Source organism: Velazquezella soli, assembly GCF_977018685.1.
This window is the reverse complement of record NZ_CDRNXF010000005.1, coordinates 578,280-593,347: the sequence shown is the minus strand read 5'-3', so window position 1 is coordinate 593,347 and position 15,068 is coordinate 578,280. Positions and strand designations below refer to the sequence as shown.

At 61.5% G+C, this 15,068-nt stretch carries 13 protein-coding genes; 8 read left to right on the top strand and 5 right to left on the bottom strand.

Translation table 11 applies throughout. The features are described 5' to 3' along the window. Nucleotides 1-58 precede the first annotated feature (58 nt). The 8 genes from aroQ to AC0JZ8_RS23115 all read left to right on the top strand — a co-directional run bounded on the left by aroQ (nucleotide 59) and on the right by AC0JZ8_RS23115 (nucleotide 7,321). Complete coding sequence (gene aroQ, locus AC0JZ8_RS23150; protein ID WP_062460400.1) at nucleotides 59-493, top strand: type II 3-dehydroquinate dehydratase; 435 nt, start codon at nucleotides 59-61, stop codon at nucleotides 491-493. After that, a complete protein-coding gene (locus AC0JZ8_RS23145) occupies nucleotides 490-1,551 on the top strand; it encodes a Gfo/Idh/MocA family protein (RefSeq protein WP_471893683.1) in 1,062 nt (353 codons plus the stop codon). Before aroQ ends, AC0JZ8_RS23145 begins: the two co-directional genes overlap by 4 nt. Next, the gene (locus AC0JZ8_RS23140; RefSeq protein ID WP_471893682.1) at nucleotides 1,548-2,372 is read left to right on the top strand and encodes a sugar phosphate isomerase/epimerase family protein; all 825 of its coding nucleotides are present in this window, start codon (nucleotides 1,548-1,550) and stop codon (nucleotides 2,370-2,372) included. The genes AC0JZ8_RS23145 and AC0JZ8_RS23140 overlap by 4 nt, the downstream gene beginning before the upstream one ends. Continuing rightward, on the top strand, nucleotides 2,369-3,196 hold the full coding sequence (locus tag AC0JZ8_RS23135) for an aldo/keto reductase (protein WP_471893681.1): 828 nt from the start codon (nucleotides 2,369-2,371) through the stop codon (nucleotides 3,194-3,196). The genes AC0JZ8_RS23140 and AC0JZ8_RS23135 overlap by 4 nt, the downstream gene beginning before the upstream one ends. Before the next feature lie 37 nt (nucleotides 3,197-3,233). Then, nucleotides 3,234-3,896 (top strand): amino acid ABC transporter permease, encoded by a 663-nt coding sequence (locus AC0JZ8_RS23130; RefSeq protein ID WP_092664176.1) that lies wholly within the window; start codon nucleotides 3,234-3,236, stop codon nucleotides 3,894-3,896. A gap of 13 nt (nucleotides 3,897-3,909) precedes the next feature. Next, nucleotides 3,910-4,554: an amino acid ABC transporter permease gene (locus tag AC0JZ8_RS23125; protein WP_062459043.1), complete on the top strand. Its 645-nt coding sequence runs from the start codon at nucleotides 3,910-3,912 to the stop codon at nucleotides 4,552-4,554. Nucleotides 4,555-4,627: 73 nt separating this feature from the next. Next, entirely contained in the window at nucleotides 4,628-5,350 is a 723-nt protein-coding gene (locus AC0JZ8_RS23120; protein WP_062460402.1) for an amino acid ABC transporter ATP-binding protein, read from the top strand. 81 nt (nucleotides 5,351-5,431) lie between these two features. After that, nucleotides 5,432-7,321 (top strand): bifunctional sugar phosphate isomerase/epimerase/4-hydroxyphenylpyruvate dioxygenase family protein, encoded by a 1,890-nt coding sequence (locus AC0JZ8_RS23115; protein WP_471893680.1) that lies wholly within the window; start codon nucleotides 5,432-5,434, stop codon nucleotides 7,319-7,321. Between the two features lie 65 nt (nucleotides 7,322-7,386). On the opposite strand, the gene AC0JZ8_RS23110 is transcribed toward AC0JZ8_RS23115, so the two are convergent. From AC0JZ8_RS23110 to AC0JZ8_RS23090, 5 genes are all read right to left on the bottom strand, one after another. Continuing rightward, nucleotides 7,387-9,042 carry an OFA family MFS transporter gene (locus tag AC0JZ8_RS23110; RefSeq protein WP_113110030.1) on the bottom strand — a complete coding sequence of 552 codons (1,656 nt, stop codon included), beginning with the start codon at nucleotides 9,040-9,042 and terminating at the stop codon, nucleotides 7,387-7,389. A gap of 126 nt (nucleotides 9,043-9,168) precedes the next feature. Beyond that, on the bottom strand, nucleotides 9,169-9,486 hold the full coding sequence (locus AC0JZ8_RS23105; RefSeq protein WP_113110029.1) for a formate dehydrogenase subunit delta: 318 nt from the start codon (nucleotides 9,484-9,486) through the stop codon (nucleotides 9,169-9,171). A gap of 305 nt (nucleotides 9,487-9,791) precedes the next feature. Beyond that, nucleotides 9,792-12,671, bottom strand: a complete 2,880-nt coding sequence (fdhF, locus tag AC0JZ8_RS23100; RefSeq protein ID WP_471893679.1) for a formate dehydrogenase subunit alpha — start codon at nucleotides 12,669-12,671, stop codon at nucleotides 9,792-9,794. Nucleotides 12,672-12,959: 288 nt separating this feature from the next. Beyond that, nucleotides 12,960-14,516 (bottom strand): formate dehydrogenase beta subunit, encoded by a 1,557-nt coding sequence (locus AC0JZ8_RS23095; protein ID WP_471893678.1) that lies wholly within the window; start codon nucleotides 14,514-14,516, stop codon nucleotides 12,960-12,962. Beyond that, on the bottom strand, nucleotides 14,513-14,992 hold the full coding sequence (locus tag AC0JZ8_RS23090) for a formate dehydrogenase subunit gamma (RefSeq protein WP_062576402.1): 480 nt from the start codon (nucleotides 14,990-14,992) through the stop codon (nucleotides 14,513-14,515). The genes AC0JZ8_RS23095 and AC0JZ8_RS23090 overlap by 4 nt, the downstream gene beginning before the upstream one ends. Nucleotides 14,993-15,068 lie beyond the last annotated feature (76 nt).

Sequence of the window (15,068 nt, the reverse complement as noted above, 5' to 3'; positions counted from 1 at the left end):
CGGGGCGCGCAGCCGCGATTGGAAAAGCGCGCCCCGATCTGCAGCAAAAGGTATGGACATGCGCACGATCTTTATCCTGAACGGACCCAATCTCAATCTTCTCGGTCAGCGCGAGCCGGATATCTACGGCCGCACGACGCTCGACGAAATCCGTGGCTGGTTGGAAGCGGACGCTGCCGAACTCGGCGTCGCGATCGATTTCCGCCAGTCGAATTTCGAAGGCGAGATCATCGAATCCATTCATGCGGCGCGCCATGATGCCGCCGGCATCATCATCAATCCGGCGGCCTATACGTTCACGTCGATCGCTATCCTTGATGCGCTGAAGACCTTCGACAAGCCGAAGATCGAGCTGCACATTTCAAACGTGCATCAGCGCGAGGAAATCTATCACAAGTCACTCGTCTCGAAGACCGCAACGGCAGTCATGGCGGGCTTCGGCGCCTACGGCTATCGCCTCGCTCTGCGGGCCATGGCGGAGATGACGCAATGACCCGCGTCGGTCTGATGGGTGCAGGTCTGATCGGCCGCGAACATGCCGACCTCCTGGTGTCCAACCGCCGCGCCGAAATTGCCGCGATCTGCGATCCGTCGTCCGCTGCAGCCGAACTCGCCGCGCGCCTCTCCGTCCCGTACTTTGCCGACTACGACACCATGCTCGACGAGGCAAAGCCCGACGGCGCCATCATCGCGCTGCCGAACAATCTCCATACACCGGCCGCTCTCGCCTGCATCGAGCGCGGCGTCCCCTGCATGATCGAAAAGCCGATCGCCGAAAGCATCGCCTCGGCTGCCCGCATCGTTGAGGCGTCGGAACAAAGCGGCGTGGCCGTCCTTGTGGGTCATCAGCGTCGCCACAGCCCCGACATCCGTTCCGCCAAACGCGCCATCGACGCCGGAGAGCTCGGACCGCTGGTCGCCGTCAACGGCATGACCCTGTTCGACAAGCCGGACGATTATTTCAACACCGAGTGGCGCCGCAAGCGCGGCGGCGGCGTGTTGTTGATCAACCTCATCCACGATATCGACGTGCTGCGCTATCTGGTCGGCGAGATCGAAAGCATCCGCGCCTTCACATCCTCGGCCCGCCGCGGCTTTGAGGTCGAAGACACGGCAAGCATTTCGATCCGCTTCGTCAACGGCGTGCTCGGCACGTTCCTGATCTCGGACGCAGCAGTCAGCCCCTGGGCCTGGGAGTATACGTCCGGCCAGGCGCTCTATCATCCGGCGCAGCCCGGTCCCTGCCTTTTCCTCGCCGGACGAAAGGCAGCACTGTCTGTCTCCGACATGTATTTGTGGCGGCACGCGGAAGAAAACGATCACTGGCAGCATCCGCTGGTGCGCGAATACCGCCCCGGCGATGGCTCGCTCACCTATGTCAACCAGCTTGACCACTTCGTCGATGTGATCCGTGGCGATGCGCAGCCGCTGATCAGCGCGCGCGACGGCATGTCGACGCTTGCCGCGACGCTTGCGGTCGATCTCGCCGGCCGCGAGGATCGCACGGTGACGCTCGCTGAAATGCTAGCACCGGCAAAGGTGGCGGCATGAAACGTAAGTGGTCCCTTTCCTTCCTGACCGGGCTCGGCGTCGCGCCGGAAGAGGCCGTGCGTGCGGCAGCTGAGGCCGGATACGACTATCTCGGCCTGCGCCTGATGCCGGCATTTCCCGGCGGCCTTGCTTATCCGCTGATGGATGACCCGGCGCGCGTGAAATCCCTGATAAGCTTGATGGCCGACAGCGGCGTCGCAGTGTTCGATATCGAGATGATCCGGATTTCGCCGGATTTCGATCCGGAACCGCTGCTGCCGTTTCTCGAATGTGCTGCACAGCTTGGCGCCCGCGCCATTCTTGTTGCCGGTGACGATGCCGACGAAGGGCGCCTGACAGCTTCCTTTGTCAAACTCTGCGAGGCAGCGCGTCCCTTCGGCCTGTCGATGGATCTCGAATTCATGCCGCAATCGGAGCTGCGGGATTTAGCGGCTGCCACGCGCGTCCTGACTGCTGCCGACCAGCCGAACCAGGGCGTCATCATCGATACGCTGCATGTCTCGCGGGCCCGCACGACCATTGAAGAGATCACTGCTGTGCCGCGCAAGTGGTTGAACTACGCGCAGATCTGCGACGCTCCGGCCAAGATCCCGGAGACGCGGGAAGAACTGAACTACACGGCCCGACACGCGCGGCTCCTGCCAGGCGAGGGGGAACTCGACCTTGCCGGCATGTTTGCCGCCATGCCGGCCGATCTGCCGGTCGCCGTGGAAATTCCCAACGACAAGCAGTCGGCGAGCCTGTCCGCCGCCGAATGGGCCAAGCGAACGCTGATCGCGTCGCGCAGAATTCTCGAACCCGAATCCGACGAGGGCCAATGACCAGCTTGCAAATAAAGACCATCCAGGGCGTGGATATCCCGAGCCTCGGTTTCGGCACATTCGAACTGAAAGGACCGGAAGGCGAGGCGGCGATTCGTACTGCCATCGAACTCGGTTACCGCCAGATCGATACCGCGATACGCTATGGAAACGAGGTCGAAGTCGGCAACGCCATTCGCGAAAGCGGCGTGGCACGGGGAGAGCTCTTCGTCACCACCAAGATCTGGTTCAACGATCTTGACCCGGAAACGGTCGCCGCCCGCGTTGATGAGAGCTTGGAACGGCTGGGTTTCGACTATGTCGATCTGCTCCTCGTTCACTGGCCGACCAAAGACGTGCCCCTTGGCGAAACGCTTGGTGCATTTGCGCAGGCAAAAGCCAAGGGCAAAACAAGGCTGATCGGTGTCAGCAATTTCACCGTGGCACTGCTCGACGAGGCGCTCGACGTCCACAAGGCCGAGCTGTTTTGCAATCAGGTCGAATATCATCCATTCCTGTCGCAGGAAAAACTGCTCGAGCGCATGCGCCGGGCCGACATCCTGCTCAATGCCTATCAGCCGATTGCCCGCGGCAAGGTGTTCAGCTCCAAGCTGCTGACCGAGCTCGGAGCGAAGTACGGCAAATCGGCGGGTCAGATAGCGTTGCGCTGGCATGTCCAGCAAGACCATATCGGTGCCATTCCGCGCTCCGCGAAGGCCGAAAACATCCGGTCCAACATGGACATTTTCGATTTTGAACTGTCGTCGGAAGACATGGCTGCCATTCATGCGCTGGCGCGTGGCGAGCGCTATTCCCGTTTCGAGTGGGAACCCGATTGGGACTGAGACGCGGCGATGGTGAAGGCAATGAGGGAGGTAGAACATGACACTTGATTTCAGCGTCGTCACCGATGCTTGGCAATCGCTGGTCTATGGCACGTTGGGAACCCTGTTCCTGGCCGTAGCCGGCATGATGATTGCGACTGTTATCGGCGTGCTGGGCGTGGCGATCCTCAGAACGAACATGGTCATCCCGTCCTTTCTCGTCACAGCTTTCGTCGAGGTGATCCGCAACACGCCTTTCCTCGTGCAGATCTACTTCATCTTCTTTGCGCTGCCTCTGGCCGGCGTCCGGCTCAACCCCACTATGACCGCGGTTCTGGCACTGGGGTTGAACGGTGGCGCCTATGCGATCGAGATTATTCGCGGTGGTGTGGAAAGCATTCCCAAGGGGCAGACCGAGGCCGGTCTGGCTCTCGGCCTCCACAATCATGAAGTCTTCCGGATGATCGTGCTGAAGCCGGCGCTGCGGGCCATCTATCCGTCGCTGTCGAGCCAGTTCATCCTTTTGACGCTGACGACCGCGATCTGCACCTCGATTTCGGCTTACGAACTGACATCGGTGGGTCAGCGTATCGAGGCTGAAACCTTCCGCAGTTTCGAGACCTACTTCACCCTGACCGGCATCTATCTCGTCATTTCGATGGTGACCATGTGGACGCTTGCCGCCATTGGCCGGCGTGCCTTCAACTATCCGCAGCGCTGAGGAGGACCAGGATATGGGATACCAAGAACTGACCTACCTGCTGCAAGGCCTTGGCTGGACGCTTGTCCTGACCGCGATGGCCTTTGTCGGCGGCATCATCTCGGGCGTCATCGTGGCGCTGATGCGGGTGTCGAGGATCGCCTTGGTCCGTTATATCGCAATCGGCTGGATCGGGCTCTTCCAGGGCACACCGCTTCTGATGCAGCTCTTCGTCGCCTATTTCGGCCTGCCGCTTCTGGGCTTCGATCTACCCGGTTGGGCCGCCGTCGGCATCGCGCTGACCGCGCATGCTTCGGCATTTCTGGGCGAAATCTGGCGTGGCGCGATCGAGGCGGTGCCGAAGGGCCAGACTGAAGCTGCCGATGCGCTCGGCCTCCACACCCGCAGCCTGATGTTCGACGTAATCATGCCGCAGGCCTTCAAGCTATCGCTGCCGGCAACCGTCGGCTTCCTGGTCCAGCTTCTGAAAGGCACGTCGCTTGCTGCCATCGTCGGCTTCATCGAGCTGACGCGTGCAGGTTCGATCGTCTCCAACCAGATCTACCAACCGCTTCTCGTGTTCGGCGTCGTCGGCGCCATGTATTTCGCAATGTGTTGGCCGCTGTCCCTGTGGGGACGACGCATCGAGCGGCGTATGTCCGCCGGTTTGGCAAGATAGAGTAGGGAAAATGACCATGGCAATTGTGACCAACACCAACGCCCAGTCGACCGGCAAAGAGCCGATGATCATGATGCGCGACGTGGAAAAGTGGTACGGCGCATTCTACGCCCTCAAGAAAGTCAACCTGACCGTCGCAAAGGGCGAAAAGATCGTTCTCTGCGGTCCGTCGGGGTCGGGCAAGTCGACGCTGATCCGCTGTATCAACCGGCTGGAAGCAAGTCAGGGTGGCGAGATCGTCGTATCGGGCCATACCGTAAAGGACGACCAGAAGGCGATCGATGCGGTCCGCCGCGAAGTCGGAATGGTGTTTCAGCAGTTCAACCTTTTCCCGCACAAGACGGTGCTCGAGAACTGCATTCTCGCGCCCATGCGCGTGCGCAAACTGTCGCGTCCCGAGGCGGAAAAGACGGCCCGCAAATATCTGGAACGGGTCCGCATCGGCGATCAGGCGGACAAATACCCGGCCCAGCTTTCCGGCGGCCAGCAGCAGCGCGTCGCGATTGCCCGCGCTCTCTGCATGGAACCCAAGGCAATGCTGTTTGACGAACCAACCTCGGCTCTTGACCCTGAAATGGTCAAGGAAGTGCTCGATACGATGGTGTCGCTCGCCCGCGACGGCATGACGATGATCTGCGTGACGCATGAAATGGGTTTCGCCCGCCAGGTCGCCGACCGCGTCATCTTCATGGCCGACGGCGAGATCGTCGAGGAAAATGATCCCGAAAGTTTCTTCAGCGCGCCCGCCCATCCCCGGACCCGGGCATTCCTGGGCGAGATCCTGTCGCATCATTGAACCCGCGTACAAGGCGCGTATCTGCATGCGTAAGCGCTTAAGGCACACCGTAAACGAGGCTGAAGCAAACGAGGGCAAGTCATGAAGACGTCCATAGCGACCGTATCGATCAGCGGTGAACTTCCGGAAAAGCTTGCAGCCATTGCGCAGGCGGGGTTCAGCGGTGTCGAGATCTTCGAAAACGACTTCCTGGCCTTCGACGGGACTCCTGCCGATGTCGGGCGCATGGTCCGCGATCACGGGTTGGAGATTACCCTGTTCCAGCCCTTCCGCGATTTCGAGGGCATGCCGGAACCGCACCGCTCGCGGCTGTTCGACCGGGCGGAGCGCAAGTTCGACATCATGCAGGAGCTGGGCACCGATCTGGTCCTCGTCTGCTCCAACGTGTCGCCGCTCGCGCTCGGCGGTATCGATCGAGCGGTGGCGGATTTTCACGAACTCGGGGAACGCGCTGCCAAGCGTGGCCTGAAAGTCGGTTACGAGGCGCTCGCCTGGGGCAAACACATTTCCGATCATCGCGATGCCTGGGAAGTTGTCCGGCGCACCAACCACCCGAATATCGGCATCATCCTCGACAGTTTCCACACGCTGTCGCGACAGATCGACATCAATTCGATCCGCTCTATCCCGAAGGAAAAGATCTTCATCGTCCAGCTGGCCGATGCGCCATTGATCGACATGGATCTGCTTTACTGGAGCCGACACTTCCGCAACATGCCGGGCGAGGGAGATCTGCCGGTCGAAGCATTTACCAGCGCCGTCGCCGAAACCGGCTATGACGGCTATTTCTCGCTTGAGATCTTCAATGACCAGTTTCGCGGCGGCTCGGCTAAAGCGATTGCTGCAGACGGTCACCGCTCACTGATCACACTCGGAGATCGGGTGCGGCGCAATCCGAATGCTTCGGGCCTGACGCTCCCGGTCATGCCGGACCGCAGCGCCGTACAAGGGGTCGGCTTCGTCGAGTTTTCGGCAAGCGAAGCGGACGCCGGACAACTGGCGGGCATCCTGCGCACGCTCGGTTTTTCAAGAACGAAACAACACCGCACCAAGAAAGTCAGCGTGTTCTCGCAGGGCGATATCAAACTGCTTTTGAATACGGACGAGATGGGCTTCGCGAGTGCGTCCTACGCCGTCCACGGCACCTCGGCCTACGCAATGGCTTTGAAGGTGGACGACGCGCGCGATGCGATGGATCGCGCGGTGGCACTCGGCGCCGAAGTGTTCAATCAACCCGTCGAGACGGGCGAGGTGACGATCCCCTCTATTCGTGGTGTCGGCGGTGGGCTGATCTACCTGCTCGATGACAAGACGGATCTATCGAACATATGGGATATCGACTTCGTCCCCGTCGATGACGAGGAAAAGAAGCAGGATGCCCACCTCCTGAGCGTCGATCATATCGCGCAAACTGTGGCGTATGAGGAAATGCTCACCTGGGTCCTGTTCTACACCTCGATCTTCGAGATGCAGAAGACGCCGATGGTCGACATCATCGACCCATCCGGCGTGGTGCGCAGCCAGGTTGTCGAAGCGCCGCAAGGCTCGCTTCGCATTACGCTCAATGGTGCGGAAAACCGGCGAACGCTTGCTGGACATTTCATTGCGGAGACATTCGGGTCCGGCATCCAGCATCTGGCATTCGAGACTGCGGATATCTTTGCGACGGCCGCGGCCCTGAAGGCGAACGGCTTCCGGCCCTTGCCGATCTCGCCGAACTATTATGGCGACGTGGAAACCCGCTTCGGGCTCGATCCGGACCTGACGGAGAGGCTGAAGGCGGAGAACATTCTCTACGACCGCGACGAGAATGGCGAATATTTCCAGCTCTATAGCGGCACGTTCGGTGAGGGCTTCTTCTTCGAGATCGTCCAGCGGCGCGATTATCGTGGTTATGGCGCAGCGAATGCGATCTTCCGTATCGCGGCCCTGAAGAAGCAGATCAGGCCGGAAGGTGTGCCACGGCTTTAGGCGTCGCGGGAGGCTTTGGTGATGAGGGGCCGGCCGGGTGGGCCGGCCCCTCATGCGTTTTTGGCTTAGCCGAACAGAACCAGGCTGCTTTTCAGCGTGACCCAGATGCCCCAGATCATGGGGATGCCGACGACGGCCCAGGCGAGAGCGGCCTGAGCGGAGAAGCCGCCCTTGCCGATGCCGAACGAGCCGGTCGGGCCGGCATTTGCAGCCGCAGTCTTTGCCTGCAGCGAGGCAACCTCGTCGTCCGACATGAACCACTTGTCGGCAAGCGGCCGCACGAGCGAGTTGGCGATAAGGCCAAGAACGAGCATGCCTGCAAGGATATACATCGTTCCGGTGTAGAGAGCCGGTCCCGGCGCAACGCCGGCAGCAATCTGCGCTTCACGGATGTAGTTCACCACGACCGGACCGACGATGCCGGCAGTCGCCCAGGCAGTCAGAAGACGACCATGGATCGCGCCGACGAACTGGGTTCCGAAGATATCGGCAAGATAGGCCGGGATGGTTGCGAAGCCGCCGCCATACATGGACAGGATGATGCCGAATGCCAGAACGAACAGACCCTTGTTGCCGAGGTTGGCAAGTGTCGGTGCGGTGGCATAGAGGATGATGCCGAGGATGAAGAACGTATAGTAGGTGTTCTTGCGGCCGAGCTTGTCCGAAAGCGAGGCCCAGACAAAGCGTCCGCCGATGTTGAAGAGCGACAGAAGCCCGGTGAAGCCTGCAGCGATTGCTGCGATCTGTGCCTTCTGTCCAGCGTCGAGCTGCGCGAACGCGACGTCCGGCAGACCGATCAGCGAACCGGCGAAGATTTCCTGCAGCATCGGCGATGCCATGCCGATAACGCCGATACCGGCGGAGACGTTGAGGCAAAGCACGGCCCAGATCAGCCAGAACTGCTTTGTCTTGTGTGCGTCACGCAGGTGAACGTGCTTCGTCGTGATCATCGTCGACTTCGAAGCCGGCGGTGTCCAGCCTTCAGGACGCCATCCTGCCGGCGGGATGCGGTAGCCAAAGGCGCCACCCATCATGAAGCAGAAATAGATCGCAGCCATGGCGATGAAAGTCTGCCACACACCGACAGACACGTCGGTCTTGAAGAAGTTCATCAGAAGGTTGGCAAGCGGAGCGCCGATCATTGCGCCGCCGCCGAAGCCCATGATCGCCATGCCTGTCGCCATGCCGCGACGGTCCGGGAACCACTTGATCAGCGTTGACACCGGCGAGATATAGCCGAGACCGAGACCGATGCCGCCGATAACGCCGGCGCCGACCCACATCATCCACAGCTGGTGGGTCATGACGCCCATGGCTGCGACGAGAATGCCACCGCACCAGCAGCAGGCGGAGACGAAACCAGCCTTGCGTGGACCGACCTTTTCAAGCCAGCCGCCCCAAATGGCAGCCGAGCAGCCCAGCAACACGAAGAACAGCGTGTAGATCCAGCCGAGATCGGCAACGCGCCAGTTGCAGCTTGTTGTAACCAGGGCCGTCAGCAGGCTCATTCCGGTGCATGACGGGTCGGCTGCACCTGGAATGGCGCGCGAAAGCGGCAGCCAGAATACGCTGAAGCCGTAGGCCATGCCGATGCAAAGGTGGATAGCGAGGGCTGCCGGCGGCACAAGCCAACGGTTGAAGCCCGGTTTTGCGATAATACGTTCCTTCTCCAGGAGACCGGCGCTTTCGGCGCGGCCTCCTGCTGTTCCTGCAATTGCCATAAAAGAAGATCCCTCTCTGAGTAATGGCTTTCAACGTGAACTCACCACTGCCCTCCAGCTGAAGGCGAGCGCACGTGATGCTGTCCGGTGTGATCTGCCGGAAGCGGTTTCGTCTGGCCCCGTTCCCTAACGTCCGGAAGTACCCCCGGCCGTTCCCTCTTTGGTTCCCGTACCCATACCGTCCGTTTCTTTCGGTCGGCGGATCAGTGTCGAAGCCTCGATGACAAGCGGCAGAAGTCCTGCGCCGCCGGCATCGAGATGCTCGAAAAGGTGCCGGCGCATGCGCGGCTCCCAGAATTTGTTGATATGTGTCGCAACACCATTGGTTCGCACGCTCTCCGGCTGGGATAAGAAAAACGTGGCGATCTGGTTTGCCATCCGGACCAGCTTTTCGTGGCCGTGGGTTTCATGTGGCACTGTGTCGTCCAACTGATCATGCACCATCGCAAAAAGCTCCGATGGCGATCAGACGACCCTTCGTTGCAGCAGCCGGATACGGTCCGGAGATCCGCGCAGTTGAAGCGCGGCTGCCGTGATAGCTGAAACCTATCGTACGATTGGCCTGTACCGAGATTGAGCGAGTTGCACTGTTTCCGTTACGACGGCTAGTTTCAAGAACTGCACTTGCGACGAACAATGGCGTCATAGGACTCTGCGACAAATTGGCACTCCCCCTTAATCTGGTTCTTGACCTGTTTGCAAGAGCCCTACGGCCTCACCGATTGCCTATTTGCAATTGATAATTCCGATTACTCCGCAGCCTCCATTCGACCTGCGATGCGTCGCGATCTGCGCGACAGGTCGCCGTAGTCCTGCTGCCACTCCGTCGGGCCATTCGACGGCGAAACCTGCACCGCCGTGACCTTGTATTCCGGGCAGTTGGTGGCCCAGTCGGAATAGTCGGTCGTGATCACGTTCGCCTGCGTATCGGGATGGTGGAACGTGGTGTAGACGACACCCGGCGCCACGCGGTCGGTGATCAGAGTCCGCAGCGTCGTATCGCCGGCTCGGCTGGCAAGCTTGATCCAGTCGCCGTCCTTGATCCCGCGCTGCTCGGCATCGTGCGGGTGGATCTCGAGACGGTCCTCCGCATGCCAGACGACGTTTTCCGTCCGTCGCGTCTGCGCGCCGACATTATACTGCGACAGGATACGGCCGGTGGTGAGCAGAAGCGGGAACCGCGGCCCGGTGCGTTCGTCGGTCGCGACATATTCGGTGCGAATGAACTTGCCCTTGCCGCGCACGAAGCCGTCGACATGCATGATCGGCGAACCGAGCGGATGCGCTTCGTTGCAGGGCCACTGCACCGAGCCCATCTCTTCCAGATAGTCGTAGGACACCTTGGCAAAGCTTGGGGTCGTTGCGGCGATCTCGTCCATCACCTGCGACGGATGGGTGTAGTTCCACGGCAGTCCCATGGCCTGCGCCAGTTTCTGCGTCACTTCCCAGTCGGCCAAGCCGTTCTTCGGGCTCATCACCTTGCGAACCCGGTTGATGCGCCGCTCCGCATTGGTGAACGTGCCGTCCTTTTCGAGGAAGGTCGAGCCGGGGAGGAAAACATGCGCGAAATTGGCGGTTTCGTTGAGGAACAGGTCGTGCACGACGACGCATTCCATCGCTTCGAGACCGGCGGACACATGCTTGGTATCCGGGTCGGACTGCAGGATATCCTCGCCCTGGATGTAGATGCCCCTGAACGTGCCTTCGACCGCCGCATCCAGCATGTTGGGAATGCGCAGGCCCGGCTCGTTGTTGAGCGTTACGCCCCACAGCTTTTCGAACGTCTCGCGGGTGGCATCGTCGGAGATGTGGCGATAGCCCGGCAGTTCGTGCGGGAAGGAGCCCATGTCGCAGGCGCCCTGGACATTGTTCTGGCCCCGCAGCGGATTGACGCCGACGCCGGGCCGACCGAGATTGCCGGTGACCATGGCGAGGTTGGCGATCGCCATCACCGTCGTCGAGCCCTGGCTGTGCTCGGTGACGCCGAGACCGTAATAGATCGAGCCATTGCCCCCGGTCGCAAACAGCCGTGCGGCACCACGCAGCAGATCGGCGGGAACGCCGGTATAGGCCTCCGTCGCTTCCGGGCTATGCGCGTCTTCCGAAACAAACGCCGCCCAATCCTCGAATTCCGACCAGTCGCAGCGCTCGCGGATAAAGGCTTCGGCAAACAGTCCCTCGGTGACGATGACATGCGCCAGCGCGGTCAGGACAGCCACATTGGTGCCTGGCTTCAAGGGGAGGTGAAACGCTGCCTCGACATGGGGCGAGCGGACGATATCGGTGCGGCGCGGATCGATGACGATGAGTTTCGCACCCTGCCGCAACCGCTTCTTCAGCCGCGACCCGAACACCGGATGCCCGTCGGTCGGGTTGGCGCCGATGATCACGACCACGTCGGTGTGCTCGACGCTGTCGAAATTCTGCGTTCCGGCCGAGGTGCCGAAAGCCTGGCCGAGCCCGTAACCAGTCGGCGAATGGCAGACGCGGGCACAGGTGTCGACATTGTTGTTGCCGAAACCGGCCCGGATCAGCTTCTGGACGAGGAATGTCTCTTCGTTGGTGCAGCGCGACGAGGTGATGCCGCCGATCGACTCGCGGCCATACTGATACTGGATGCGCCGGAACTCGGAGGCGACATGGCTGAACGCTTCTTCCCAGCTGACTTCCCGCCACGGATCGGAAATCTTCTCGCGGATCATCGGATTGAGGATGCGGTCCTTGTGGCTCGCATAGCCATAGGCAAACCGTCCCTTGACGCAGGAATGGCCGCGATTGGCCTGGCCGTCCTTCCACGGTACCATCCGCACCAGTTCTTCGCCGCGCATTTCAGCCTTGAACGAACAGCCGACGCCGCAATAGGCGCAGGTCGTCACCGTCGAATGCTCTGGCTGGCCGATTGCGATCACCGACTTCTCGGTCAGCGTCGCGGTCGGACAGGCCTGCACGCAGGCACCGCAGGAGACGCATTCGGACTCGAGGAAATGTTCGTGCGCACCAGGGGATACGCGGCTTTCGAAACCGCGGCCTTCGATCGTCAGCGCGAACGTGCCCTGCACTTCCTCGCAGGCGCGGACGCAGCGCGAACAGACGATGCATTTGGAAGGGTCATAGGTGAAGTAAGGGTTCGACTCGTCCTTCGGCATCCACTTGGCATTGATGGCGCCGTCGGTCCGGGCCCTCACATGGTTGTCGCCCTCGTAGCCATAGCGAACGTCGCGAAGGCCGACGGCACCCGCCATGTCCTGCAGCTCGCAGTCGCCATTGGCGGCGCAGGTGAGGCAATCGAGCGGGTGGTCGGAGATATAGAGCTCCATCACGCCCTTGCGGATCTGTTTCAGCCGCTCCGTCTGCGTGTGGACGACGATCCCGGGCGCAACCGGCGTGGTGCAGGAGGCCGGCGTGCCGTTGCGGCCCTCGACCTCGATCAGACAGAGCCGGCAGGACCCGAAGGCATCCACCATGTCGGTCGCGCAGAGCTTGGGCACCTGGATGCCGGCCTCCATCGAGGCGCGCATAATCGAGGTGCCGGCGGGAACGGTGATCTGGCGACCATCGATAGTCAGCGTCACCGTCTCGGTGGATTTAGAAACGGGTGTGCCGTAGTCGATTTCATGAACGAGGGACATGATGCGTCTCCTGTTTGAACATGGGGGTGCGGACTGGGCGGCGGGGAGAAAGACCCCCTCTGGCCTGCCGGTCATCTCCCCCACAAGGGGGGCGAACAGATGCCGCGCCGACAGTGCCCAATCGGAAACGAGCGAGTGCAGCGATCTGAGCCCTCCCACCTGTGGGGAGGGCGGCGAGCACAGCGAGCGGGAGGGGACTTGCTGCCCGCCCTTCGCTATAGCTGCGGGCATTCGTCATTCGAAAAGCCAAATCGTTGGCTTTTCGTCCGCTAAGCAGAGCACTCCTCATCATTCCGCCGCCTCCACCATCGGTGCCGGCGCAAAATCCTCCGGAAAATGGTTCATCGCGCTCATGACCGGATAGGGCGTGAAGCCGCCGAGAGCGCAGAGCGACCCGAACTTCATCGTGTTGCAGAGATCCTCAAGCAGCACCTTGTTCCTGTCCGGCTCGATCCCGGCCCGGATCTTGTCGACGGTTTCGACGCCGCGGGTGGAGCCGATCCGGCAGGGGGTGCACTTGCCGCAGCTTTCGATGGCGCAGAATTCCATCGCGAAGCGAGCCTGTTTCAGCATATCGGCGCTGTCATCGAACACCGAGATGCCGGCATGGCCGATCAGCCCGCCTCTTTCGGCAAATGCCTCGTAGTCGAAGGGCGTATCGAACAGTTGCCTAGGGAAGTAAGCGCCGAGTGGACCGCCCACCTGCACCGCCTTGACCGGCCGCCCGGTTGCCGTGCCGCCACCGATATCATCGATGATCTGGCCGAGCGTCAGCCCGAAAGCCGTCTCGAACAGGCCGCCATGCTTGACGTTGCCGGCGATCTGGATCGGGATCGTGCCGCGCGAGCGGCCCATGCCGAAATCCCGGTAGAATTCGGCGCCCCGCTCCATGATCACAGGCACTGAGGCGAGCGAGATGACGTTGTTGACCACCGTCGGCCGGCCGAGAAATCCCTGCAAAGCCGGTAGCGGCGGTTTTGCCCGCACCGTGCCGCGCTTTCCTTCCAGCGAGTTCAGAAGAGACGTCTCCTCGCCGCAGACATAGGCGCCGGCGCCGGAGCGGATCTCGATGTCGAAGGCATGCGCCGAGCCCATCACTGAACGCCCGAGGATGCCAGCCGCGCGGGCGATCTCGACCGCCTCGCTCATCGTGGCAATGGCATGCGGATATTCCGAGCGGGTATAGACGTAGCCCTTGGTGGCGCCGGTCGCGATGCCTGCGATCGCCATCCCCTCGATCAAAACGAAGGGGTCGCCCTCCATGATCATCCGGTCGGCAAACGTGCCGCTGTCGCCCTCGTCGGCATTGCAGACGATGTATTTCTGGTCGCCCGGCGCGTCCATCACCGTCTTCCACTTGATGCCGGTCGGAAAACCGGCACCGCCGCGGCCGCGAAGACCGCTGTCGGTAATCTTTGCGACGATCTCCGCCTTCGACATCGCGATGGCGTTCCGAAGACCCACAAGTCCGTTGTGCCGCTGGTAATCCTCGAGCGACAGGGGATCGGTGATGCCGCAGCGGGCAAAGGTCAGCCGGGTCTGCTGACGAAGGAAAGGAATTTCCTCCGTCAGCTCGAGACAGAGGTCGTGACCTCCGCCATGCAGCAGCCCGGCATCGAACAACCCGGCCACGTCGCCGGCCTTGACGGGCCCGTAGGCGATGCGCCCGCGCTCCGTCTCCACTTCGACCAGCGGCTCCAGGCAGACCATGCCGCGCGAGCCGTTGCGCACCAGTCTTGCATCCAGCCCGCGGCTGTCGATTTCCTGCGCGATGGCCTTTGCCACCCTGTCTGCGCCAAGCGCCAGAGCTGCGGAATCGCGCGGAACGAAGATCGTAACCGTCATCGCCTTGCCTCCCGTACCATGTCGCCGAGACACTGCTCGTCGACCCGACCATAGAGTTCGCCGTCCATCATTGCGGCCGGTGCGCAGGCGCAGAGGCCGAGGCAGTAGACCGGCTCCAGCGTCACCGCGCCATCGAGCGTCGTCTCGTGAAAGTCGATCCCGAGAACCTGCCGGGCGCGATCCGCGATATGGTCGCTGCCCATCGACTGGCAGGCCTCGGCCCGACAGAGCTTCAGCACATGACGGCCCGCCGGATGATCGCGGAATTCGTGATAGAAGGTGACGACGCCGTGCACCTCGGCGCGAGACAGGTTGAGTTCGGTAGCGATCACCTGCTTGACCTCATCCGGCACGTAACCGAACTCCGCCTGAATGGCATGCAGGATGGGCAGCATCGGCCCTTCGAGATGCTTCAGGCTTGCGATAATGCTCAGCGACCGCGCGGTGAACTCACCGGCGGAAATATGCATGTTCATATGAGCGGCCTCCCCGCTGATCCCGCAAGCCGCCCTCCACGACAGCCAACGGGGTCAAAACACGTGCAAGGTGGGC